This is a genomic window from Christiangramia portivictoriae DSM 23547 (assembly GCF_000423045.1).
Taxonomy (GTDB): domain Bacteria; phylum Bacteroidota; class Bacteroidia; order Flavobacteriales; family Flavobacteriaceae; genus Christiangramia; species Christiangramia portivictoriae.
Genome location: NZ_AUHF01000001.1, coordinates 1,029,048 through 1,054,846 on the forward strand (window position 1 = coordinate 1,029,048; position 25,799 = coordinate 1,054,846).

Annotated in this window: 23 protein-coding genes; 18 read left to right on the plus strand and 5 right to left on the minus strand. The window is 36.4% G+C overall.

Annotation, left to right across the window (positions count from 1 at the left end; genetic code table 11):
• Window positions 1–58 precede the first annotated feature (58 nt).
• The 17 genes from G529_RS0104890 (at window position 59) to G529_RS0104970 (ending at window position 20,233) form a co-directional block, all read left to right on the plus strand.
• Window positions 59–1,330, plus strand: coding sequence for a glycosyltransferase family protein (locus tag G529_RS0104890; protein ID WP_026914479.1), 1,272 nt, complete (start codon window positions 59–61; stop codon window positions 1,328–1,330).
• Entirely contained in the window at window positions 1,327–2,472 is a 1,146-nt protein-coding gene (locus tag G529_RS0104895) for a glycosyltransferase family 4 protein (protein ID WP_026914480.1), read from the plus strand. Before G529_RS0104890 ends, G529_RS0104895 begins: the two co-directional genes overlap by 4 nt.
• Before the next feature lie 7 nt (window positions 2,473–2,479).
• Window positions 2,480–3,634, plus strand: a complete 1,155-nt coding sequence (locus tag G529_RS0104900; RefSeq protein WP_026914481.1) for a glycosyltransferase — start codon at window positions 2,480–2,482, stop codon at window positions 3,632–3,634.
• Window position 3,635: 1 nt separating this feature from the next.
• Window positions 3,636–4,808 carry a hypothetical protein gene (locus tag G529_RS0104905; protein WP_026914482.1) on the plus strand — a complete coding sequence of 391 codons (1,173 nt, stop codon included), beginning with the start codon at window positions 3,636–3,638 and terminating at the stop codon, window positions 4,806–4,808.
• Window positions 4,809–5,891: a glycosyltransferase family 2 protein gene (locus G529_RS0104910; RefSeq protein WP_026914483.1), complete on the plus strand. Its 1,083-nt coding sequence runs from the start codon at window positions 4,809–4,811 to the stop codon at window positions 5,889–5,891.
• Window positions 5,892–5,895: 4 nt separating this feature from the next.
• A complete protein-coding gene (locus tag G529_RS0104915; protein WP_035695460.1) occupies window positions 5,896–6,897 on the plus strand; it encodes an N-acetylneuraminate synthase family protein in 1,002 nt (333 codons plus the stop codon).
• A 4-nt stretch (window positions 6,898–6,901) separates the two neighbouring features.
• Window positions 6,902–7,927, plus strand: coding sequence for a hypothetical protein (locus G529_RS0104920; protein WP_026914485.1), 1,026 nt, complete (start codon window positions 6,902–6,904; stop codon window positions 7,925–7,927).
• 11 nt (window positions 7,928–7,938) lie between these two features.
• A complete protein-coding gene (locus tag G529_RS0104925) occupies window positions 7,939–9,513 on the plus strand; it encodes a glycosyltransferase family 2 protein (RefSeq protein ID WP_026914486.1) in 1,575 nt (524 codons plus the stop codon).
• The gene (locus G529_RS15505; RefSeq protein ID WP_051201344.1) at window positions 9,503–10,540 is read left to right on the plus strand and encodes a glycosyltransferase family 2 protein; all 1,038 of its coding nucleotides are present in this window, start codon (window positions 9,503–9,505) and stop codon (window positions 10,538–10,540) included. Before G529_RS0104925 ends, G529_RS15505 begins: the two co-directional genes overlap by 11 nt.
• Complete coding sequence (locus G529_RS0104935; protein WP_026914487.1) at window positions 10,537–12,387, plus strand: asparagine synthetase B family protein; 1,851 nt, start codon at window positions 10,537–10,539, stop codon at window positions 12,385–12,387. Before G529_RS15505 ends, G529_RS0104935 begins: the two co-directional genes overlap by 4 nt.
• A 77-nt stretch (window positions 12,388–12,464) precedes the next feature.
• Window positions 12,465–13,277 carry a class I SAM-dependent methyltransferase gene (locus G529_RS0104940; protein ID WP_026914488.1) on the plus strand — a complete coding sequence of 271 codons (813 nt, stop codon included), beginning with the start codon at window positions 12,465–12,467 and terminating at the stop codon, window positions 13,275–13,277.
• Between the two features lie 25 nt (window positions 13,278–13,302).
• A complete protein-coding gene (locus tag G529_RS0104945; RefSeq protein ID WP_035695461.1) occupies window positions 13,303–14,415 on the plus strand; it encodes a glycosyltransferase in 1,113 nt (370 codons plus the stop codon).
• Window positions 14,412–15,464: a glycosyltransferase family 4 protein gene (locus G529_RS0104950; protein ID WP_026914490.1), complete on the plus strand. Its 1,053-nt coding sequence runs from the start codon at window positions 14,412–14,414 to the stop codon at window positions 15,462–15,464. The genes G529_RS0104945 and G529_RS0104950 overlap by 4 nt, the downstream gene beginning before the upstream one ends.
• Entirely contained in the window at window positions 15,461–16,825 is a 1,365-nt protein-coding gene (locus G529_RS0104955; RefSeq protein WP_157514529.1) for an O-antigen ligase family protein, read from the plus strand. Before G529_RS0104950 ends, G529_RS0104955 begins: the two co-directional genes overlap by 4 nt.
• Window positions 16,782–17,795 (plus strand): glycosyltransferase family 4 protein, encoded by a 1,014-nt coding sequence (locus tag G529_RS0104960; RefSeq protein WP_026914492.1) that lies wholly within the window; start codon window positions 16,782–16,784, stop codon window positions 17,793–17,795. Before G529_RS0104955 ends, G529_RS0104960 begins: the two co-directional genes overlap by 44 nt.
• Window positions 17,795–18,799 (plus strand): glycosyltransferase family 4 protein, encoded by a 1,005-nt coding sequence (locus G529_RS0104965; protein WP_035695462.1) that lies wholly within the window; start codon window positions 17,795–17,797, stop codon window positions 18,797–18,799. Before G529_RS0104960 ends, G529_RS0104965 begins: the two co-directional genes overlap by 1 nt.
• Window positions 18,800–18,838: 39 nt before the next feature.
• Window positions 18,839–20,233, plus strand: coding sequence for an exopolysaccharide biosynthesis polyprenyl glycosylphosphotransferase (locus tag G529_RS0104970; RefSeq protein WP_026914494.1), 1,395 nt, complete (start codon window positions 18,839–18,841; stop codon window positions 20,231–20,233).
• Window positions 20,234–20,352: 119 nt separating this feature from the next.
• On the opposite strand, the gene lnt is transcribed toward G529_RS0104970, so the two are convergent.
• Window positions 20,353–21,948, minus strand: coding sequence for an apolipoprotein N-acyltransferase (lnt, locus tag G529_RS0104975; protein ID WP_026914495.1), 1,596 nt, complete (start codon window positions 21,946–21,948; stop codon window positions 20,353–20,355).
• 139 nt (window positions 21,949–22,087) lie between these two features.
• On the opposite strand from lnt, the gene G529_RS0104980 reads away from it, so the two are divergent.
• Window positions 22,088–22,837 (plus strand): CDP-alcohol phosphatidyltransferase family protein, encoded by a 750-nt coding sequence (locus G529_RS0104980; RefSeq protein WP_026914496.1) that lies wholly within the window; start codon window positions 22,088–22,090, stop codon window positions 22,835–22,837.
• On the opposite strand, the gene lptB is transcribed toward G529_RS0104980, so the two are convergent.
• From lptB to G529_RS0105000, 4 genes are read right to left on the minus strand one after another with little or no spacing between them, the layout of a single operon-like run.
• Window positions 22,834–23,574 carry an LPS export ABC transporter ATP-binding protein gene (gene lptB, locus G529_RS0104985; RefSeq protein ID WP_026914497.1) on the minus strand — a complete coding sequence of 247 codons (741 nt, stop codon included), beginning with the start codon at window positions 23,572–23,574 and terminating at the stop codon, window positions 22,834–22,836. The genes G529_RS0104980 and lptB overlap by 4 nt on opposite strands.
• A 39-nt stretch (window positions 23,575–23,613) precedes the next feature.
• On the minus strand, window positions 23,614–23,961 hold the full coding sequence (locus tag G529_RS0104990; protein ID WP_026914498.1) for a carboxymuconolactone decarboxylase family protein: 348 nt from the start codon (window positions 23,959–23,961) through the stop codon (window positions 23,614–23,616).
• Between the two features lie 3 nt (window positions 23,962–23,964).
• A complete protein-coding gene (gene tatC / locus G529_RS0104995; protein WP_026914499.1) occupies window positions 23,965–24,801 on the minus strand; it encodes a twin-arginine translocase subunit TatC in 837 nt (278 codons plus the stop codon).
• Window positions 24,801–25,766 (minus strand): KpsF/GutQ family sugar-phosphate isomerase, encoded by a 966-nt coding sequence (locus G529_RS0105000; protein ID WP_026914500.1) that lies wholly within the window; start codon window positions 25,764–25,766, stop codon window positions 24,801–24,803. Before G529_RS0105000 ends, tatC begins: the two co-directional genes overlap by 1 nt.
• Window positions 25,767–25,799 lie beyond the last annotated feature (33 nt).

Sequence of the window (25,799 nt, forward strand, 5' to 3'; positions counted from 1 at the left end):
GTTTATTAAATAAGTATTTTAGTGCTGAAGTTAACATCTCTGCCCAAATCCTTGAAATTTGAGTTTCAGAAATTCAAAGAAAATTTTAATTGTAGCTGAATCTATCGATATCGAAGATAGCAGCGGAACAAAAGGAAGGGTTGCCCTAATTAAAAACCTGGCTAGAGCGGGCTATCAGTTAAAAGTATTCCATTATACTAGGAAAAATATCCAGCTTGAAGGTATTGAATGTCATTCCATAAAGGAGAATAGAAGAAGTATTTTATTTTTCCTTAGTAGAATGGAAAGATATACGAGGTACTACCTTAAGCTTTCCCTGCATAAACCTCTTGAAAAGATGTTTGGTTTCTCCTTTACCCTGTTTAATGATAGAAATAGTATCGTTGCGGGATTAAGAAATATCAATAATTTTGAACCAGATCTTATTTTAACCTTTAGTAAGGGAGGCAGCTTTAGGCCACATCATGCACTTTTAAAAATGCCCGAATGGCATCATAAGTGGGCCGCTTATATTCACGATCCTTACCCTATGCATTTGTATCCCAGACCTTATGCCTGGGTTGAGCCCGGTTTTTATAAGAAATGGAGATTCATGAAAAAGATGTCGGAGGCCGCAGTAATAACTATTTTTCCGAGCAAACTTTTAATGGAATGGATGGGAAGTTATTTTGAAGGATATTTAAAAAAAGGTAAAATAATTCCTCATCAGATTGACAAATCTACCAGGCAGCCGCAAGAACACAAACTGCCTGCTTTTTTTAATAAAGATCATTTCAATATTCTACACGCCGGTAATCTGTTATGGGGAAGGGACCCCAGAGCGCTGGTGAGCGGATTTTTAAAATTTTTAAAAAAGCATCCGGAGGCTGAAGATGAAAGTAAACTTTTATTCATTGGTCCGGAAAATCATTATACACTATATTTAAAGGAGCTCAGCGATAGTAATCCTCAATTATTTTTGAGTAAGGCTTCACTTCCTTTTACCGAAACTCAAAGACTCCAGGAATTAACGTCGGTTAATGTTATTCTCGAGGCTAAGTCTGAAATAAGCCCATTTTTACCCGGTAAGTTCCCGCACTGTGTAAAAGCAAACAAGCCTATACTGTTGCTCGGACCTTATTATAGTGAATGTAGGAGGCTTCTTGGTAAGGATTATTTTTACTGGGCGGAGGTAGATGAAGAGAAAAAAATTATGGGACTTATAGAAGAGCTATACTTTAAATGGAAGGCTAATCCCGCTGCCATTGAACTTTCTCGTCCAGATTTGGAAGATTATCTTTCACAGGATTATCTGGAAAGAACAATGGAACAAATTTTAATGGAAACATGAAAATCTTATTAATATCAGTTTTTTCAAATCATATGTTTAACTGGATTCTTCAGCTTAAAAATGCGGGCTATGATATTCACTGGATAGATGTAAATGATGCCAACACATATGTTCAGCGAATTGATTTCGTATCACAAACCGTAAAATGGAAAAGAAAATATGAATATCCAGGCAGATATTGGATAAAGAATAATATTCCAAAATTTGACAGTTTACTTGAAAAATATAATTCCAGAGATTTTCTAAAAATTTTCATTAAGAAATTACAGGAATTTCAACCCGATGTGGTACAAAGTTTTGAGATGCATTCCGCATGTGTGCCTATTCTAGAAATAATGAAGCAAAACCAAAAAATAAAATGGATATATTCCGCCTGGGGCAACGATGTTTTTTATTATCAGAGAGATCCTAAAAAACTGGAAAATATTAAAAAAGTGTACAAAAGACTGGACTTTATGTTTGCAGATTGTACACGGGATTTCCTTCTTGCTGAAAAATACGGTTTTAAGGGGAATTACCTGGGAACTTTCCCTGGAGGCGGGGGTTATGAATTGGAATATTCCAACCAGTTCCTGCAGAATTTTGAAACCAGAAAAGTTATTTTGATAAAAGGATATGAACATAAATTCGGCAGAGCAATCAATATTATGAAAGCTGTTAGTATACTTGAAGATGAGCTTGGGAATTATGAAATCGTGATTTTTGCAGCTACTAGCAAATTACAGGAATATCTGGAAAACCCGGAGTTTCAGAATATGGAAAACCTGGAAGTATACGGAAAAATTGGGAGAGACGAAGTACTGAAATTGATGGGCAGATCCTTGATCTATGTGGGTAACAGCATTTCTGACGGAACCCCGAATACACTGTTGGAAGCTATTGTCATGGAGTGTTTCCCAATTCAGAGCGATCCTGGAGGAGCAACAGCAGAAATTATTGACCATGGTAAAAACGGATTTTTAATTAAGGATCCTTACAATCCGCAGGAAATAGCAGATCATATAAGAGCAGCTCTTCAAAATCCATCAATGGTAAAACAAGGAATCGAGCATAACACACAACAGGTCAAGCCTCGATTAGGCAGGGAATATTTAAGACAAAAAGCCTTGAAGAAATACGAAAGAGTGGAAGAAAGCTTATAATTATCCTATGAAAATATTAATGGTCTCCATGTTTTCCAGTCATTTCTTTAACTGGACCAGACAATTGAAGAATGCCGGGCATGTGGTCTATTGGTTTGACGTATTTGATTCGAATACCAGGGTTAAAAAAATTGACTTTGTCCATCAGATAACGGGTTGGAGGTATAAATACGATTACCCTGGACGGCACCTTATTAAAAGTAAGCTACCATTTTTTTATAAATTTTTAAAGCCCTTCAGCGAAAGAGAATTAGCTGATGTTTTTGAAAGGGAATTGCTTAAAATAGAACCTGATGCGGTACAAAGCTTTGCGCTTCAACCAGCTGCTTTTCCTATTTTAGAGGTAATGAAAAAATATCCAGATATAAAATGGATACTTTCTGCCTGGGGTAATGATCTTTATTACAGGCAGCAAACCGGAAAAAAGGATCTGGATAAAATTCATCAAACCTTACCGGAAATTGACTTCTTGTTCACAGACTGTAACAGAGACATGGGCGTTGCTCGTAACTTAGGATTTAAAGGTATCGAAATGGGGGTGTTCCCTGGCGGGGGAGGATATGAGCTGGATTATTATTCAAAATTCAGGCGCCCTTTTTCCGAACGAAATATTATTTTGATCAAGGGGTATGAAAGCCATTTAGGTAGGTGTAATAAGATTTTAGAATCCATTTTGAAATTAAAAGCGCTCTTGGAAGATTATGAAATTGTAATTTTTGGCGCTAATCAAAAAGTTCTGGCATATGTTAAAGAGCATAAACTGGATAAATGGAATAATTTTAAATGTTTTCAGAAAATTCCGAACAAGGAAGTTTTGAAATATATGGGCGGCTCAATGCTATATATTGGAAATAGCATCTCAGACGGAATGCCAAATACCCTGCTGGAAGCTGTTGTTATGAGTGTTTTCCCTATTCAGTCGAATCCAGGAGGAGCAACCGAAGAAATCATTACTCATGGAAAAAATGGCCTTTTAATCACTAATCCGGAAAATTCTGCTGAAATTGGAGATTTAATTCAGCAAGCGATAAATTCTCCATCCATGCTAAAGCTAGGCATAGAGTATAATGATCAATATACAAGACCAAATTTGGATCGAAAATCTGTTCGGGAGAAGGTGCTGGCCAAATATGAGGAAATAAAGGATAATTTAGCGCACTGAAATGATAACCATTAAACCGCCGATCCTTAATGTAGAAAATAGTGTTATTCGCGTTTCCGCAGAACTACTATTTCCTGATCGATCAGAGCGTCTCTGGTATGAATTTCCTCTAAAATTCGAATCATATATTTCAGAGAAACTAGCCGATTCCTTTTTAATAGGTATTCTGCCGCTGGCTCTTAAAGAAGGCCATGACATTACCGTTAGTACGGCGATTTCCTCAAAATTATTTTATACGGTACGAAAATACCTGGTACCAGCCCTTTGTCTAGCTAATCCTGAATTTAAAAATATAAAAATCACTACACAAAAAACAAGTGATTTAGATCTGAACGAAGGGAAAAAAGCAGGCATGGGCCTTTCCTGTGGTATTGATTCTTTTGCTACCTTTTACTCACACTTGGATGAAATTGCGCCCTTTAAAATTGAATATTTCACTTTTGTAAATGCAGGTTCACTTGGAGATCACGGTGGGCAGCATACCAGAGAATTATTTTACAGTAAGTTAAAACAGGTGCGGAAGTTTGCAGATTCAGTGAATGTGGAGGTTATTCCAATTGATTCTAATATTAGCGAATTGCTGCAAATGAATTTCCAAAGTACACACACTTTCAGAAATTTGTCCTGTATTCTGAACCTTCAAAAGTTGTTTAAGGTTTATTATTATGCCTCACCTCATCGTTTTGACCAATTCAGCTTAAATAAAACAGATTCTGGTGATTATGATTTGCTAAATATACAGTTTTTGTCTACTAATTCACTTACCTTTTTTTCATCTGTAGCGAACCTTAACAGAATTGAACGAACAGAATTTATCTCTCATTTTTCGTCTACCTACAATCATCTCGATGTTTGTACTAATTCAAGAAATTCAGGCGGATTTGTGAATTGTACCAGATGTGATAAATGTTTGAGAACAGCTCTGACTTTAGATATCCTCGGGAAACTTGAATTGTATAAGCATGTATTTAACCTTAAAATATATAAGCAGGAAAAAACGAAATACATCGGTAAAATTTTAGCACAGCATAATAATGAGTTTAATAGAGAATTAGTTCTTTTTTTAAAGCAATCAAACGATTGGTCCTCAAAATATAGAGTGGCGTATTTGAAGCACAAGATGAAAAAATATAAATCTGAGATCAGGAAATTCGTTAAAAGTAAAACGTCTTAATTGTTAAGTATAATTTATCCATATCGCAACAGAGATGTTGAAAGGCTTCGAAGATCTTTTGAGTCTTTACAACGACAAACCAATAGAAACTTTCAGGTTTTTTTTGTGGATTATGGTTCACGAATCGAATTGGCTGGCCAGGTTGAGGATCTGTGCAAAAATTATTCCTTTAATTACCGATATTGTTACACAGAAAAGCAGCCCTGGAATAAGAGCAAGGCTATAAACAACGTTGTTCAGGATTTAGAAAGCGAATTTTGTTTTGTGGCTGATGTAGATATGATTTTTCATCCGGAATTTATTGAAGAAGCTGGGCATCTTCAGAAAAAAGATCATACAGTATACTTTCAGGTTGGTTTCCTGGGTTCCAATGAATCTTTTGATAATAAGGAATTCAGGCATTTTAAAAACTATAGGAAAAGTACTCCGGAAGCTACGGGGTTGACCATGTTTCCCGTGTCCATTTTAAAAGAGTTACATGGCTTTGATGAGTTTTACCATTTCTGGGGATCTGAAGATAGTGATATGCACGTTAGGATTAGGAATGCCGGTTATAAAGTTGATTTTTATGATCATAAGGTTTTAATGCTACATCAGTGGCATAGCAGCTATAGAAGTAAAGTTTCAGATAAATTAACACCAGAGTTTCAGTTGAAAGATATTGTAAGGTTGAACAATCAGCATTATAATCATGCCAGAGAGAGTCAGGTAAAGAAAGTAAATCTGGAAAACTGGGGAAATTGTTTAAAAAAAGGCGAATTTCAAACTTTAGAAAACGCCGATTTTTCATTATTAAGTAATAGAAAAGAAGTAGTTGACCATTTGTTATATTGCATTTTACCCCAAATTAATAATGAAATTGTTAAATACAGGATTTCAGATTCACAACCAAAGAGTCTAAAAATTACAGCTAAACAAATTGTAGGCAAAAATATTTCGAAGCACTATAGCCTGAAACAAGTAAACGATCTAATTTTACTGCATCTTATCACGTTTTATAGGAATAAACCATATAGTTATAAAGTTGGTGAGGATCTCAGGTATATTGAATTTTCCATCGATTTTAGAAAAAATAAATGTTGAGTGTATGTTTATTATAGCGGAAATAGCGCAGGCCCATGAAGGCAAAATTGAACTTGCTCATAAGTATATCGAAGAGTTGGGAAAGACTGGGGTGGATGCGGTAAAATTTCAGGTTCATATTGCCGAAGCAGAAAGCAGTGAATTTGAGCCCTTTCGAATTAAAATGCCTGGCCCAGATAAAAGCAGGTTTGACTATTGGAAGCGCATGGAATTCTCCCTTGAAAAGTGGAAGGAGCTAAAATTGCATTGTGATGAGGTAGGAGTGGAGTTTCTGGCTTCCCCATTTAGTAATGCCGCAGTAGATTTATTAGAGCAGTTGAAAGTTAAACGTTATAAGTTAGGTTCTGGCGAAGTGAGCAACTTTTTAATACTTAAAAAAATTTGTAATACCGGAAAGCCATTGATTTTATCTTCAGGTATGAGTTCTTTTGAAGAGCTGGATAGTACAGTGGATTTTTTAAAAGAACAGAAAGCGAAATTCTCTATTTTACAATGTACAACATCTTATCCCACTCAACCTGATCAATATGGACTTAATGTGATTAACGAATTGAAGAACAGGTATGATGTACCTATTGGATTTTCTGATCATTCAGCAAATATTGGAACTTGTATAGCCGCCGTAGCCCTTGGAGCGGAAATTATAGAGTTCCATGCAGTTCTCGATCGTAATTCAAACGGCCCGGATGCCACTTCTTCTTTAGAAATGGATGAGATCAAAGAGCTGGTGCAAGCAGTTAGAAACATTGAAATTGCCTTAGAAAATCCTATTGATAAAAGCGATAATTCAGATTATAAGGAACTGAAGAACATTTTTGAAAAATCACTGGCGGTAAATAAAGATCTCAAAAAAGGACATTTACTAAAATTTGCAGATCTTGAGGCTAAAAAACCAAAAGGTTATGGGATCAATGCCCAAGATTTTGAAAATGTAATTGGTAAAAAAATCAAAAAAAATCTTACAAAATGGGATTTTTTAATGGAAACTGATCTCGATTTAAACTAGCTCTATGCCCAAACTACCTAAGGTAAAAGTATATTTTAATTCCACTCTTCATCATTTTAGCCAGCTTTTAGCCGGACTCGAATATCTCAGTACTAAAAATGAAATTGAATTAAAATATGCTCTGGATTTGGGCAAATATCCCATAGATATATTCAAAATTGAATATAATGGTTTAAAGCTTTTCTTCGATATGGCTGATAATAGCCGGATCTATGATAAGATTTACGAGGAATCTGATTTCTATGTTAAGAGGATGCTTTTAAAAACCGATTATAATAGTCGGAAAAGGCTTATCCCTTATGGGTTGTATTACCCTGTATACTTCAGAAATAGCTATTTGAAATATTTATTTCTGCAAAACAAAGACCTGGCTAAATATTCAATAAAATATTGGGCATGGGCATCTAAATTTTTAAAGATTAAGGATAGTATTGCTGTAAATGAAATATCTAAACTTGAGTCTGAGCCATCTCACTATGACAAAATTGTATTTAGAGCCAGGTTATGGAATCCCGATAATAACAAAGAGAATTGGAAGAAAAAGGAGAGAAAAGTTTTAAACGCTGAACGGATAGCTATAAACCGCATATTTACAGAGCAATTTGAAAATTCATTTAAAGGAGGAATTCTAAAAGATAACTATTCCGAAAAAATTTGCCCTGATATTCTACTTCCTGAAAAACACTATCACCGAAAAGTATATTTGGAAGAATTGAGGAATGCATCCATAGGAATAGCAAATCAGGGACTGGAGGATAGTATAGGGGCTAAATTTGGTGAATACATTGCTAATTCAATGGCAATAGTTACCTCACCAATCGATAAATTTAAGTTACATGGAGATTTTGAGGAAAATGTTCATTATTTGACCTATCATTCTTCTGAAGAATGTCTTCAATTAACCAAACGACTTTTTGAAAATGAACCGCTAAGAAAAGGTATGCAATTCGCTAATTTGGAGTATTATCAAAATTATTTACATCCGGCCAACAAAATGATGCATATTTTTAACCTGATTTCACGATCCTAAATCTCTGAAGAATGCTAATAATCGTCCATGAAAACGGTATAAAAGTCAACAGGACAATATTAGATAAAAAAGAAATAGCATTTAAATATGCTAACCTTACAGATGAATTCTGGCATTTGGCAAAAGAATACTCTAATCATCTTATTGTATGGGTTGATATTAGGTTTTATGAAAACTTAAGTTATTTAGAATTACCGGGCATCTTTAAGCATAAACATATTATGGCATCCTATCCTTTAAAAGAGCAATACTTTTCGCCTTGCATAGGGTATATTGATCAGTTGCCTTTTGTTAAACCAGATTATAGGGTGAAATATCCTACCTGGAGAATGAGTACCAATGCTGGGGGAATTTACGGGCACGTTGCCTTAAAATTTGAGGGATTGTTTAAAGGCTTTAGGGATTTTGGTTTTTTAATTAACGCCATCGCAAAAATTGGTCAGCAAAACTCTCTTTTCTGTTACTCAGATCCAAGATTATTAAACAAAAAATATCAGGATTTCACAAAATTAAATCCACATGCTACATTAAAAGATCTTTTTCGGTTTACCTACCAGTTTTATAAAACCGAGTGGCTATTCGTTTTATTTTTTTGTTATATCAGGTACGAAAAGCGCTTTCCTATTTCAGCCTTTATTCTGGCTTTCTTCAGCAAAAAGTTATGGAACAAAAATTTAGAGTTAAGGTTTGATTTAGAGAATAAAGATGCGGAACGGCAAATTAATTCCCGCGAGAATACAGTTGATGTAATCATTCCCACGTTAAACAGAGCAACATACCTCAAGCAGGTTCTAAAAGATTTAGAAAAACAAACTTATAAACCAACAAATGTTATCATTGTCGAACAGAACCCAGATATAGAAGCATCTTCTGAATTGAATGAAATCATTTCCCAGAAATGGACATTCTCAGTAATTCATAAATTTATAAAGAGAACGGGTGCGTGTTTTGCGCGTAACCTAGCTTTAAATGAAGTGACTTCAAAATGGGTTTTTTTTGCAGATGACGATTTACGGTTGCCGGAAACATTATTAGAGTCTGCGGTAATTGAAATACAAAGATTAAAAGTGAAAGCCTTGAATTTTAATTGCCTTCAGCCTGAAGGTAACACGGTATTTCAAAGGATAAAGCAATGGGGCGCTTTTGCTTCAGGTAGTTCATTAGTAGCTGCCAAAGAAGCTAAAGAGTGTATCTATAGACCGGAATTTGAGAGAGGATTTGGAGAAGATACGGATTATGGTCTGCAATTAAGAAACAAAGGAATTGATATTATTTATCATCCGGATGTTCAAATAACGCATTTAAAGGCTCCACGCGGCGGGTTTCGGGAACAGGAGAAGTCACCCTGGATGGATCAAAAAATGCAACCCAAACCTTCCCCAACTATGATGCTCCTGGTAAAATGCCATTTTGATGAATATATGGCCAGAGGATACAAGGTCGCTTTATTTGTGAAGTATTATCAGCGTCAAAACATTAAAAATCCATTTGCCTACCTAAAAACGATGAGAAAAAGATGGAAGCTTAGCGAAAAATGGGCCGATCAAATCATTCAGCAGAGTAAAGTCTTATCTGATGAAGTATAGTCTTATTATTTGTACCTACAACAGAGCAGAATCTTTGATTCGGCTTTTAAAATCCATAAAAAACCAGGAGCATTATCCAGATGAGGTTTTAATCATAGACGGGTCTGAAGGTGATGAAACTAAAACGGCTTTACTAAACAGTACCTACAAAAATATTAGTTATCATCAGGTTGATAATGAAAATCGAGGTTTAACTAAACAACGAAATATCGGGATTGAGTATGCTCATAAACAAAGCGAAATAATTTGTTTTTTAGATGATGATATTATCGTTACAAAGGGATATTTCAAAAATTTAATAGATACTTTTGATACAAATCCAGATGCCATGGGAGTCGGAGGTGCGATAATAAATGAAGGGGTTTGGAGTAAAATCGAAAAGGATTCGGAGAAAAAGTTCGAAAAATATTACAGAGATGGTTATGTTAGAAGTCTGGGCGCTAGAAATGTACTCAGAAAGAAATTAGGATTGCTTAGTGCAAAACCTCCGGGCATAATGCCGAAATTCTCAAACGGATTTTCCATTGGATTTTATCCGCCAAATGATAAAATTCATAAAGTTGATTATTTTATGGGTGGTGTGTCAGCTTACAGAAAATCTCTGTTTGATAGTATCAGCTTTTCGGAATATTTTATTGGATACGGTTTATATGAAGATATGGAATTTTGTCTTCGTGCTTCAAGAATCGGGAGTTTGTATATTAATACATCAGCGCAGGTTTATCATCTTCATGAAGAAGCTGGCAGACCAGACTATTATAAGTATGGTAAAATGGTGGTTGAGAACGGATGGATTGTTTGGAAAATAAAATATCCCAAACCTGACATTACATCAGTCATCAAATGGAACGCGATCGTATTCATATTGGCTTGCATACGGTTAAAGAATGGACTGGTAGATCGTGAAAAAGGTGCTGTTCAGGATGCAATGGGCCGTTTTTCAGCTTGGTTCAAAATGACTTATAGAAAACCGCAGTATTCCGAAAAAAAAGGAAGAAGCTCCAAATTTGAAAATTCATTTATATGAAATTTTTGATGACATCTAAAAGTTTAACAAATTTCAGTGAAGGGAATTTTCCATTTAAATTGCACAAAGGAGAAATAGGAGATTTTCACTATTTGATTGAGGATCCCAAAGAATTACTCGAGGCCAACGGGATAAGCTTTTTTATTGACGGCTATATTAGAGATTTAAATCTTCCGGCTGAAAATATCAACAATCACCATAGTAATTGTTCTTATGAAATATCCAAAGACTGGCCTTTGCCGGCAAATATAACAGGTTCATTTTCTGCAGTAATTTTTAATAATAAAAATCGTGAATTAATATTTTGTAACGATTTAATAGGTGTTTATCCTTTATATTATTTAATTATGGAAGGGGAGTTGTTTGTATCCAATAGCATTATTCTTATGGCTTTGGTATCAACCTGTGAGCTTGATGATGTCGGGATAGTTCAGAGATCTATTGGACCGGAATACTCTAACTTTGGCTCCAGAACAATCTTGAGAAATTGCAAAAGATTATTACCAGGAGAATATATTGTTTGTAAAGGGAAAAAAATAATTGAGCGAAAGTTTGATAATTCGCTTTATCAAAGTATTTCTGAACCAGATCAGAATCATAATTTACATTTCGAATATTGGGAAGCATTCAAAAAGGAGGTGAAATATACTCTAATTGATTTTGCAGAAATAAACCTTGCGTTAAGCGGTGGGCTGGATAGTAGGTTGTTACTTGGAGCTATACCCGATGACCACAAGGTCAAATGTTTAACGTACGGAGCAAATGATTACTACGAGACTAAAGTGGCTAAGGGACTGGCAAGAAAAACTCGCTCTGAATTTAAAAATTTTTCAGACTTAGATCTGTATTTTCCTTCCTTAGAAATCCTGGAAAAATACCACTCAAATTCAGAGGCAGTATTAGTCTGCTCATGGCTGGAAATTCTGGAAAATATAAAACTGGAGGATAGAGAGCCAATTTTACTTGGTGATATGACTGAGGCACTGGCCGGTAGAAATATCAAAGCTTTTTCCAGTAGAGCGTTCAGACAACAGAACTTTTTTAAATATCATTTTTTTAAGCGTGATTATAATTTTGAAAAATCGACAAAAGAGAAGTATGAGCAATGGTTGCAAAGCATTACTCACCATTATGACCGCTGGTATACGAAAGATAGAGTAAATAGATTTGAAGTAGAAACAGAGCGAGAGGACTTAGTTCAGGGCCTTCATCATGACCTCAATGAAATTTTTTCCAGAATAAAAGCTCATCATCTCCCGTATGTTGAGTTGTATGACGAATTATTTATGTGGTATACCCATTCCAGAATTCCTATGGGTAGCCAAATTTTAATTTGTAATAGGGATTTTTATTCGTACTGTCCCCCTATGTCTATACAAGTGCTGAGAATGACAAGTAATATTCATCCAAATTTAAGGCTCGGTAATAGATTCTTGAATAAATTATTCCGGTTAAAAGATTTGAAAAGCTTAAACACTGTCCCAACAAGTCAGGCACCATTAGTTCCACAATATTTTCCAGGTCTCTTTAAAATGCCCATATGGGGCATCAGGTCTAAAATGGATCATTACTTAATAAATCGCCTGGTGAAAAGTAAAAACCCGAGAAAAAGATATCGACTTTTTAAATCTTTAAACTGGCCTTTGATTTATCAGAATAAAAATTTAGATAAGCATATTGATCAATACTTTGAATCGAATCATTTAGGAGAAGGGCAGTATAATTATATTAAAAACAGAGCTCAACAAAGAAAGGATCTTCTACAGTGGCCGTTTGGGAATAATGAGATAATAAGTAATGCCAGCCTAAATACAGAGATTAATATTATTGATAAGTACCGTCACTAACTTGGAATGTTTAATTTTACTAAAATTGAAGTTTTTGGATTAGGATAAGATCAATTTAAAAAGGCCCTAAAGAAGAAGTGAAAGATTCAGAAGACTTAAAAGAAGTCAATATAAGGCAGAAGGAGTTTTATAATTCGAAGAAAAAAAATCGTATTACCAAACTTTGGTATGCCTTGCGTAATGGAGCTCTTCAGGATGCGAGGAAAAATCTTGGATTGGAGAGACAGATAAAAGGCTTGCATTTATCCTGGTTTGGAGATCTTTCCAATAAGAAAGTACTCGATCTGGGTTGTTACGCGGGCAATTCTTTATCCATGCATTTGGCTGCTAATGCAAAAGAATATGTGGCTATTGATCTAAGTGAATTGGGAATTTCGAGATTACGAAGAAAACTGGATCAGCTTCCATCAAAAAATACAAAAGCACTGACAATAGATTTTTTTTCGGATGAATTTACTGACGCCAATTTTGATCTCATTTATGCCTTTGGAGTGCTTCATCATTTCAGGAACACTGAAAAATTAATCGAAAGGTTAAAAGAAAAGCTTACAAAAAATGGAGAAATCATCTCCTATGATCCATTGAAAACTAGCTTTCCCATAAAGATAGCGAGAGGAATTTACAGACCTTTTCAGAGTGATAAGGATTGGGAGTGGCCGTTTTCCCGTGATACTTACGAATCTTATAATAAACATTTTAGAATAAAGGATCGCCGAGCCATTTTAGGTAGAGCCAAATATTTCTTTTTAATAAAACTCCTTCCTTTCTCAAATTTGAAAAAGGATAAGATTTTAAGAAAATGGCATAAATCTGACTGGGATAAATCCAGAACGGATGATGCCAAGATGTTTGGCTGTATGCATTTAACGTTGTGGATGCAAACACGGTAACTGAATTTTTTAGTTCATCAAAATTATGATAACCCAGTTCGCTATTTTCACGCACGTAGAGCATTATCAATCCGGCAAGGATCTTTTAGCCTATGAACCTTATGTTCGAGAGATGAACATTTGGATCAAATTTGTCGAATCGGTGACTATTGTAGCGCCTCAGGTTGGAGATCGAAAGCCGGTCGATACTGTTTATAATCATTCTCAGATTCATTTTGAAAAAATCCCCTCCATCAATTTTCAAAGTATTCCGAAGATTTTTAAAAGTTTTTTTGCTTTACCAATAATATTTTTCAAAATTTTCAAAACCATGTATAAGTCAGATCATATTCATATTAGGTGCCCTGGGAATATAGGTCTGCTTGCGGCAATTGCCCAGATTTTTTTTCCTTCTAAATCAAAGACAGTTAAATACGCGGGAAATTGGGATCCTCAATCGCGACAACCTTTGAGTTATCGATTTCAAAAGTGGCTTCTAAATAACACCTTTTTTTCCAAAAATATAAAGGTTTTAATTTATGGTAATTGGCCGAACCAAAGTATTAACGTTCATTCTTTTTTTACGGCTAGTTTTAGTAACAGCGACATAGTTCGAATCAATAAGAATTTGTCTATTCCAATCCGTTTTTTGTTTGTCGGTACTTTTTCGAGCGGAAAGCAGCCTTTAGAGGCTATTAAGCTGTGCAAATTACTTTCAAACAGGGGCGTACCTCTAAAATTGGAATTTTACGGTGAGGGCGAAGAATTAGTAATGATGAAAAATTTTATTAAGCAAGAAAATCTATCTCACCTTGTAGAAATCAATCAATTCTTACCGCTCACTGAATTAAAAAGAAGATATATAGATTCCCATTTTCTTCTCTTACCTTCCAAATCTGAGGGCTGGCCTAAGGTTGTAGCTGAGGCCATGTTTTTTGGATGTGTTCCGATTGTCACGAACATCTCTTGTATTCCTTGGATGCTGGATGCAGGTAAAAGAGGAATTATACTAGATTCAAATTTCGAAAATTCTATTGAAAAGATTATAGAAATTATAAAAAGTGAATCAATATATCTTCAAGTAAGTAAGGAAGCGCAAATTTTTTCTAATAAATATACGCTAGAGAGATTTGAAGAAGAAATATTAGCCCTATTATGAGAATATTACAACTCATTGATACTCTAAATCCTGGTGGAGCAGAAAGAATGGCATTAAATTATTATCTAGCTCTAAAAAATGAAATAATTTTTTCTTGTATTGTAATTACTAGAGAGAAGGGGCTACTTTCCAAAGAAATTGATAAAGACAGCACTTTTCATTTCTTAGCAAAAAAGAATCGCTATGATTTAAGAGCCTTATTTGCATTAAAAAGAATTATACATGAAAATTCTGTTGAGGTGGTGAATGCTCATGGTAGTTCTTGGTTTTTTGCTGTTTTATGCAAATTGTTAGGATGTAAATTTAAACTAGTTTGGCATGATCACTATGGAAACAGTCAATTTTTAGATAAAAGAAATCTACAACCTCTAAAATTTTTTTCCCGCTATATTGATGGTATTATATGTGTTAATGAAGAACTTAAAAGTTGGGGTTTGAACCGTTTAGGTTTTAAAAAAAGAATTATATTTCTACCCAATTTTATTCTCAAAAAATCTAAAAGCAAAAGTGAATTAAAGGGTAATTCTGAAGTAAATATTGTGTGTACTGCTAATTTTAGACCTCAGAAAAATCACATCATGCTATTGGAAGCATTCGATAAACTAAATAAGAAATTTTCAGTTGCATTACACTTATTCGGTGTTGATTTTCAAGATGATTATTCTGAAAAAATCAAATCAGAAATAACTAAAATATCAAATATTTATTACTACGGGGAAGTTGAGAATATAATCCATTTTCTTAATGATGCTGATATTGGAGTATTACCATCAAATTCTGAAGGATTTCCTTTGGCATTAATGGAATATGGAATGGCTGAATTAGCTGTTGTGGCAAGCAATGTGGGTTATTGCAGAATGATATTAGGGGAATTTGGAAAACTAATTAATCCAAATCAAATTCAAGAATTAATAGATTGTTTATCAGTTTATATTAAAAACAAAGAGTTAAGAAGCAATCATGGTACCAAATTAAAAGATAGAATAGAAGAGTTATACTCTGAAGATTCCGTTATAAAAAACTATCTTGAGTTTATTAAAAAAATTTGAAAGAATTCCATTACATAAATAATCAGTTTTATATTAAACTGTTACTTGCTCATATTGGATATGGATTTTTAATTTATTCCTTGCCCTTTCTTGCTAAAACAATTTCAATATTCATTATCGTATTTTTTCTATTCATAATAATTGATCGTCAAAATAAAGGAAATGAGGCATTAATGGCAGCAGCCTACATTGCAGGCGCAGAGGTCTTTTACCGACAAACCGGTGCTCTAATTTTTTATGAAACAGGGAAATATGCTGTAATTGTTTTTTTGATAATTGGAATGTTCTTTAAGGGAACAAGTTCTAAAACAGTCCCTTACTGGCTGTATTTATTAATTCTATTTCCAGGAGTTTTGATAGCTTCATTAAATTTCAGTTATGAAGCGGAAGTCAGAAAATTAATTGCATTTAATTTAGCCGGACCAGTATGCTTGGGAATTTCAGCATTATATTGTTACTATAAAAAAATTAAAAAGGAGGATTTTCAACGTGTTTTATTAATGTTATTAATGCCCTTGATAGCCCAAGCAATTTATTTATTTCTCTATACCCCCAGTATGGATCAGGTACGTATTGGGCTGTCTGGAAATTATGCTGCAACTGGCGGGTACGGACCTAATCAAATCTCCACCGTTTTTGGAATGGCTTGCTTTCTGCTTGCAACAAGATTGTTTACAATTCGGAATAAAATCATAAATTTTATTGATCTAATATTACTTCTATTTCTAGGATATAGAGCTGTAATAACATTTTCTAGAGGAGGTATATTTACTGCAATAGTATGTATTGTGTGTTTTTTAATATTTTTTTATTACAAGCAGGAAGTGAGGAAAATACAAGGTACGAATTTCAGGATATTCGTGGTTTTTCTTATAGCTGTTGCGGTATGGTTTATTTCTTCTGCTCAAACCGGAGGACTAATTGTAAATAGATACACAAATAAAGATGCTGCAGGTCAATTGAAGGAGGATATCACTACAGGCAGAGCTGAACTTATAAGTACTGAACTAACTGCATTTTACAAGCATCCAGTTTTTGGGATAGGAGTAGGTAAAGGTATTGAATATAGAGAGGAAAACTTGGGAATAAGAATCGCTAGTCATAATGAAATAAGTCGATTGTTGGCAGAACATGGAATTTTAGGTATAGTTGCTTTAATAATACTTGTTTTTGTTCCTCTTATTTTTTGGTTCAAGTTTAAAAATAATTATTACTTCCTGGCTTTTGTTGCTTTTTGGTTTCTAACTATTAATCACTCTGCGATGCGTATTGCGCTGCCGGGCTTTATTTACGGTCTCGCTTTATTATATATAGTAGATGAAAAAAAGGATCCTGTACATAGGAAACGACTTGCGAATTAATAGTTTTACCGTCACCTATATCTCTTTTTTCAGTAAAATGTTAAGGAAAGAAGGTTACGAGGTTAAAACTGCATCTACACGATCCAATAAGGCTTTGCGCCTTACCGAAATGCTTGGGCTAATTGCACGCTACAAGAATTCTACGGATATTGTACTTATCGATACTTATGGTGCCCTGAACTTTTATTATGCCTACCTGGTTGGGAAAGCCTGTCAGCTTCTGGATCTTGAGTATATTCCAATATTACATGGTGGAAATCTTCCTGAAAGACTGGAAAAATCGAAATTATTTAGTGAAAGTCTCTTCGGAAATTCAAAGATCAATATCGCGCCTTCCCTGTTTTTAAAAGATGCCTTCGAAGTGCATGGCTTTCAGAACACCAAAGTCATTCCGAATGCTATCAAAACCTCTAACTACCCCTTTAAAGAACGTAAAAGCTTTCAGCCAAAATTACTATGGGTAAGACGATTTCAGGAGCGTTACAACCCGGTAATGGCGATCGAAGTAGTAAAGATTCTTTCTGAAAAATATCCACAGGCAAGTCTTTGTATGGTAGGCCCGGAAAAGGATGGCACCATGAAAACCTGTAAAAAACTTGCAAAGCACTATGATCTTGATGTAAGATTTACCGGAAAATTAAAGAAAAAATACTGGTCTTCTCTTTCTCAACATTACGACTTTTTTATAAATACAACCACAGTAGATAATACTCCCATAAGTGTTATTGAAGCGATGAGCCTTGGCCTGGTGGTAGTTAGTACCAACGTAGGCGGGATGCCCCAGTTGATACATCATAAAACAGATGGTATCCTGGTTGAAGACAGGTCTGCTCATCAAATGGCCATGGCTATTCAGAATATCGTGGAAAATCCGGACTCAGGGATATTGCTTTGTAAGAATGCCAAAGATAAGGTTGATCAATTTGACTGGAGCTGCGTAAGAGATGACTGGAATCAAGTTCTGGCCTGATGCGTAAAGTTCTTTATATAGGAAACAAACTGGAAAAATGGGGTAGAACACCTACTGCTGTTGATACTATTCCGGAACTACTTAGAAATGAAGGTATCTTCATAAAAGCGATCTCTTCCCATCAAAACAAAATTTTGAGGCTGCTCGAAATGTGCCTTTATTGCCTGTTCGGTAATTATCAGAAAGTTGTGATTGATACCTACAGTACTCAGAATTTTATTTTTGCAAAACTTTGCGCGAGTATTGCCAGATGGAGGAAGAAAAAATACTATTTGATCTTGCATGGTGGTGATTTGCCGAATAAGCTAAAATCTTCTGGTAACTATGTGACCAATCTATTCCGTGATGCTTCAGCACTGGCAGCACCTTCTTTGTACCTTTATGAGCGGTTCAATGCGTTCGGATTTAGTAATCTCGTCTGTATTCCCAATGCTGTAGCCCTGCATCTTTATACCTTTCAGAAGAAAAAAAATACCCAGCCAAAACTGTTATGGATTCGTTCTTTTCAGCAATTATATAATCCCAAACTAGCCATTGAAGTACTGGAAAATTTATCAGTTCTTTATCCAGAAAGTGAACTCTGCATGGTTGGTCCCGACAAAGACGGCAGCCTGGAAGAACTTAAGAATTATGTAGATCAATATAATCTGAATGTCACTTTTACCGGCAAACTTGCCAAGTCACACCTAATCTCCTTAGCTTCTGAATACACTATTTTTCTAAATACCTCCAATGTAGACAATACTCCTGTTAGTGTCATGGAAGCCATGGCGCTGGGACTTCCCGTTGTCTCAACGAATGTTGGTGGAATGCCGTATTTGATCCAGAATGAACACACCGGTATCCTCGTTCCTCCAGATGATGCAAATGCGATGACTGCGGCCTGTATTAAACTTATATCCAATCCTGAATTAAGCGCTGAACTTGCTGAAAATGCCAGAATTGAAGTAGAGAAGTTCGATTGGCAGCGAGTTAAACAACAATGGCTGGATTTACTAGGCTAAAAGTTCTATATTTATCGGCACATTAGCAGCCCTGCCGAAATGTCTAAAAAGCCTATATTTCATTTTGAAATTTCTGAGCGAAAGTTTCTCCTGAAACTTTTTGATATTCTGTTTGCCTTACTTTCTCTTACTATTGTAGGGATTATATTTCAGTTTGATTACTTCAGAATTAATTCTGAAACCTGGACCTGGACTCTTGTGTTTATATTATATCTAAGTTTCTTCGGAAATGTTTTCGAACTTTATGATCTTCAGAAGGCAGACAGGTTTGACAGCGTATTGAAAAACGTCCTGCTAACCACCAGTCTTACGGTACTGTTTTATATGTTAACACCGTTTCTTACTCCCAGTTTACCTGAAAACCGACTGCAGATCATCTTCTTCTTTCTCTCTGTAGCCATTTCTCTTTTGATCTGGAGGTCTCTTTACATCAGCCTGATATCGAGTCCGAGATTCTATAAGCGGGTATTGGTAGTGGGAGATTCGTTCGATATCAAGTTAATCGCTGAATCCCTGCAAAAAGCCGATCCCAATTATTGTATAGTAGGTTATATTAATACCGATGAGACTTTAAAAACCGAAATAGCCAGAGAAGATCTTCTTAGATTTGAAGTGGAAGAACTTGTGCAGACTGTCAAAAAGGAACACATTAGTGAAATTGTCGTTACCAGCGCATTTCAACGCGGGTTGATGCTCCCCCTATACAACCAGTTAAGCAGGCTACAGAAGCAGGGATTCTCCATTAGGGATTATACACAGGTTTACGAAGAGATTACCCGGAGAATTCCGGTTCAGAATGTGGATAAGGATTTTTACCGTTATTTTCCCTTCAGTAGAAATCACCAGAATAAGTTTTATTTATTAGTATTTCGAATTTTCGATATTATCGTTTCCATCATTGGAATTTTGATTGGAATCTGTCTGGGTCCTATTATATTAATCGGTAATCTCATCGCTAACCGGGGAAAGACATTTTACTTTCAGGAACGGGTTGGAAAACATGGTGAAGTCTTTAAAATTGTAAAATTGCGAACCATGAATAAGGATGCTGAAATTTCAGGTCCGCAATTTGCCCAGAAACGAGATCTGAGAGTGACCAAATTTGGGCGTTTCCTTCGCAGATCCAGGCTGGATGAAATTCCGCAGTTTTACAACGTATTACTTGGAGATATGAGTTTGATCGGGCCAAGACCGGAGCGACCAATTTTCGTCAATGAGCTTTCAGAATTGATTCCTTTTTACGATACCCGGCATATTATAAAACCCGGCCTTACAGGTTGGGCGCAGGTAATGGCGAACTACGGCGATTGCTATGATGATAGTCTGGAAAAATTGCAATACGATCTTTATTACATCAAACATCGCGGAATCTTTCTTGATCTGAGCATACTTCTAAAAACCTTAAGTACTGTGCTGTTCTTTAGAGGACAGTAAAAGTTGGAGGTTGTCTGTAGTATGTTTTGGGTTGTCGTATGGTTCTTAAGTGCAGGTAGTATGATGTCAGTGGAAGTTAAAAGGAAAAAGCTGGAAATCCTCTTCATACTGCTCACTTCTTACGCAGGTCTTTTCCGGTTGTATTTTACTACGGAAAATAAGAAGATGAATAGAGCCAGAAACTGTGCGATTCTCGCCAGGTAATCTCCGTACTGCGTATAAAATGTAAGCTCATTCTGAACTCCGACCCGTCCTGAAATACTGCCACGCTCCTCGTATGCCAGAGTTTTCAGTACATCCCCACGAGAATTAATGATCGCTGAAATTCCAGTATTGGCACTTCTCGCCACAAATCTCCTGTTCTCTATAGCTCGTAAGCGCGCATAGCTTAAATGCTGCTGGTGACCTTGCGTATCTCCCCACCAGGCATCATTCGTGATAATACTTAGAAAATTCGCTCCGTTTTCTACATACTCAGTTACATATTCGCCGTAAACCGACTCGTAGCAAATAATGGGCGCAGTTCCGAGAGAATCCTGCAGGTACAGGACTTCCCGTTCTTCCTGAGTGGTTTTCATGGCTACCGTTCCCCCAAGATCGATCATAACATCTCCCAGCAGAGGTTTCAAAATATCCTGGTATGGAAAGTTCTCAACCCCCACAACGAGTTTTGATTTATGGTACAATTGCAAAGTATCTGAATGATCATTGATCATAAAAGCTGAATTATAGTCATCATACCAGTCGTTAGGGCCTATTCTATTAGACTGGCTGCGCACTTTCCCTGGATCATTAAATCGTTCATACAGGGTAATGCCCCCTAAAAATGATAAATCATCGTGAAGTCGGCTTATTTGCTCTCCATAAAATACACCTTCCGAATTATTGAGATTTTGAAGTTGAGTACCATCAGCAAATACAGTTTCTGGCGCAATGACCAGATCTGTTTCTGGATTAACAGCATTTTCAGACAGATCAAGTAGTAATTCCCCTATCTTGCGATCTGTAGTATTATACTTTTCAGTATAAGGATTGATATTTGGTTGTAGGATGACCACATCAATAAAGTCTTCAGGTGCCTCATAATTCCAGTATATAATGCCAGAGATCAATATTGGTATTCCAACAAGTAGAAGCACCTTCATCGCGCTTCTTGCTATGATCGTTTTCTCTCTGAATTCACGATAAGATAGCAGAGATTTGAAAATAGCGATATTGACCAGCCATACCCATAAGGTTCCACCAAAGGTTCCGGTGAACTCATACCATTGTATCCATGCTGGAAATTCAGAAAATACATTTCCAAGATTTAACCAGGGCCAGGAAAAGTCCCAGTTCAAATGGATTTTTTCAAAAACCATCCAGATACTGATAAGGAATGCCGAAGCAGCCTTGAACCCGGTTCTCTTCGCTACTATATGATACAAAAGAAAAACGATGGACATTAAGAGCGAATTTGCTAGGATCGCGAATATTCCTCCAAATGGAGTGGAGTTGTAGATCCACCAGGTGGTTACCAGGTTCCAGATAAAAAAAGTGGTATAGGAAAACGCAAAAACTTTCAGTTTGGGGTTGCCTTCGGAATAGTTTCTTACTTTGAATTCAGCATAAAGTAGCGGCACAAAAGCAAAGAAAATGAAAATTGGAAAGCCATACGTAGGCCATGCCATGGCCAGCAGGATCCCGCTCACAAGTGCTAAAAGAAAGTTTTTCATAGATGCTGAAGTCTGCCCAAAAATAAGAAACTTACGCAGGAAAGATAAGATTTAGCTGAGTTGCTTTGCATATAACAGTATTTTTAGAAGCTTTTAATTTCAAAATGTTAGTTTAGTGCTTTCTATTTAAAATTCTCAAATGGGCTTTAAAAAACATGTTCCGAATCTTATAACCTCCTTGAATCTACTATCTGGTAGTATTGCAGTTATTTTTGCCGTACAGGGAAACCTGGTGCTGGCTGCCATTTTTGTAGCTGCGGGGATCTTTTTTGACTTTTTCGATGGTCTTGCCGCGCGTGCGCTAAATGTAAAAAGTGAAGTCGGCTTACAATTGGATTCACTGGCAGATGTTGTCACCAGTGGTGTAGTGCCGGGAATTGTGATGTATCAACTAATGATCAAAGCCTTGCCGTCCAGTGGTCGCCTGTCAACCGACTGGAATTCATCTGAGTTTGATATGAACCTGCAACCTTTTGCACTTATTGGATTATTGATCATTGTGGCTTCGGCATACCGACTGGCAAAATTCAATGTAGATGATCGACAAACCGACTCTTTTATTGGTCTTCCAACACCGGCAAACGCGTTGCTAATCCTTAGTCTACCGCTAATTCTTACCTACGAATCTGTTCCTGTAATCAATGAGCTTATTCTGAATGAATGGTTCCTAGTTGGTTTAACGATCTTAAGCTGTATTCTTCTGAATGCCGAATTACCTTTATTCGCGCTGAAATTTTCAGATTGGGGATTTAAAGAAAATAAGCTTCGTTACTTCTTTATCATTAGTTGTCTGGTGCTTATCGTACTGCTGAAGTTTATCGCGATTCCTGTGATCATTCTGCTTTATGTATTACTTTCAGTGATTTCGAACAGGAAAGCAACAACTTAATTAAAGATCTTTTTCTTTCGAAGTTCGAAATTCTGTCCAAGGTATACTTTACGTACCATTTCATCTTCGGCCAGTTCTTCGGGCATTCCATGTTTTAAAATGCTTCCTTCGAACATTAGATAGGTTCTGTCTGTAATCGCGAGTGTCTCCTGTACGTTATGATCGGTAATAAGAATACCGATGTTTTTATCCTTCAATTGAGCGACAATTCTCTGGATGTCTTCTACGGCAACGGGATCTACCCCGGCAAAGGGTTCATCCAATAGAATAAAATTTGGGTCTGTAGCCAGCGCCCTGGCGATCTCCGTTCTTCGGCGTTCCCCACCACTCAAAAGATCTCCCCGACTTTTACGAATATGGCCAAGTCCAAATTCTTCAATGAGCGACTCCATTTTCATCAATCGCTCTTTTTTGGATAGCTTGGTAAGCTCCAGAACGCTTAAAATATTATCTTCTATACTCAGTTTTCTGAAGACCGAAGCCTCCTGGGCCAGGTAGCCTATCCCATGTTGAGCCCTTTTATACATGGGGAATTTGGTAATGTTCTGCTTATCCAGAATAATATTCCCGCTATTGGGTTTGATCAAACCTACGATCATATAGAAAGACGTGGTCTTACCGGCTCCATTTGGTCCCAGCAGCCCCACGATCTCTCCCTGATTTACTTCCACGGAAATACCTTTTACAACATTTCTTCCTTTATAGGTTTTGATAAGATTTTCAGCGCGTAGTTTCATATGCTCAGTTTATTCTGAATAAGCAGAAATTGTTCCGTTTTACTCCCGGGTTTCTAAAGCTTCCCAGTATTCGTAGGCACGTCTTAAATGTGGTATCACGATCGTACCGCCAATTAGCGTCCCAATACTTAAGGTTTCCATTACTTCTTCCTTCGTAATCCCTTCATTATAACTTGCTTCAAGGTGATATCGTACGCAGTCATCGCATCGTAGCACGGTAGAAGCAACAAGTCCCAGTAATTCTTTTGTTTTTTTATCTAGGGCACCTTCAGTAAAAGCGTTGGTGTCCAGGTTGAAGATTCTTTTGATGATCTTATTATTATCAGCAAGAATCTTATCGTTCATTTTAGCACGGTACGAATTAAATTCGTCCACTTGATTTGTCATAGCTTAATTATTGATTTTTTCTTTTTCTTCTTTCTTATACATGAACTTAGAAATGACAATACTCACTTCATAAAGTATCAATACCGGAATAGCCACAATGATCTGGCTTACAATATCTGGTGGGGTAATCACAGCTGAAAGTACCAGTACGATTACCAAAGCATATTTTCTATATTTTTTCAGGAATTCTGGCGTAACTACTCCTACTTTAGTAAGGAAATAGATCACGATTGGCAATTCAAAGATGAGTCCGCTGGCCAGTACAGATGCTCTTACCAGGCTTATATAGCTGCTCAAATCAAAATCATTAAAAACTGTATCACTTACCTGGTATTTTCCGAGGAAATTTATGGAAAGTGGGGTTACCACATAATACCCAAACAATACTCCAAGGAAAAACAGTATGGAGGTGATAAAGATAAAACCCTTGGCGTGATTACGCTCATTATCATGCATTGCCGGTGCTACGAATTTCCAGAATTCATATATCACGTAAGGAAAAGCGATGATAAAGCCAGCTGTGATCGAAGTCCAAACGTGGGCAGAGAACTGTCCACCCATGGTTCTACTCTGAATACGGAAATTCATTTCCTGGTCGCAGAAACCTCCATCGATCCCAAAGAAGCCAGACAGATCACACAACAAGCGATATGAGAAAAAATCGGGATTAGCCGGTCCAAATAGTAGTACATCGAATATAAATTCCTTTAAAACAAATGCAATACCTCCTGCGATCACCACGGCAAGTACCGCGCGTATCAGGTGCCACCTTAATTCTTCAAGATGATCTAAAAAAGACATTTCAGTTCCCGGTTCTTCCTGGGGGGCGATTCTTTCCATTATAAAATTCCTTCTCTTATTAAATTGTGCAGGTGAACAACACCCGAATATTTTCCATTATCAACAGCCAGTAACTGGGAAATCTGGTTTTTCTCCAGGATCTCCATGGCATCTACGGCCAGCGTATCCTGCTCGATCGTTTTAGGATTGGCACTCATGATATCCCGGGCCAGGAGTCCTTTGATTTCTCCGTGATCCTTCAGCATTCTGCGAATATCACCATCAGTAATGATCCCTATGATTGCATCGTTTTCAAGAACTGCGGTCACGCCCAGCATTTTTTCTGAAATTTCGATAATGACATTGGCAACTTCAGTTTCCGCAGAAACCATAGGTACCATATTTTGAGATACGATGTCACTAACTCTTAAATATAATTTCTTGCCTAAAGATCCTCCCGGATGATATTTGGCGAAATCCCTGCTGCTGAAGCCTTTTAGATTCAGCAGGCAAACGGCAATAGCGTCTCCAATCACCATTTGCGCGGTTGTACTTGTGGTAGGAGCCAGGTTATTCGGGCAGGCCTCCATCTCTACAAAACTGTTTAAAACATAGTCTGCCTGTTTCCCTAAAAATGAGTCCTTATTTCCCGTAAGTCCAATCAATACGTTATGAAAATTCTTAATGAGCGGCACTAAAACCTTAATTTCCGGACTGTCTCCACTTTTTGATATGCAAATAACTACATCATTGTCCTGGACTATTCCAAGATCGCCATGAATAGCATCTGCCGCATGCATAAAAATGGAAGGTGTACCCGTAGAGTTTAAGGTAGCCACAATTTTGTTAGCGATAATGGCACTTTTACCAATACCAGTAACCACGACACGACCTTCAGACCTGTAGATGACTTCTACCGCCTTACTAAATTCTTCGTCAATGTAATTTTCGAGATTCGCAATTGCTTTGGCTTCGTTGGAAATAGTTTCTTTCGCTGAAGAAATGATTTGCTCGCTAAGTTTCAAATTAGATTAAATTAAGAATTGCAGGTACTAAAG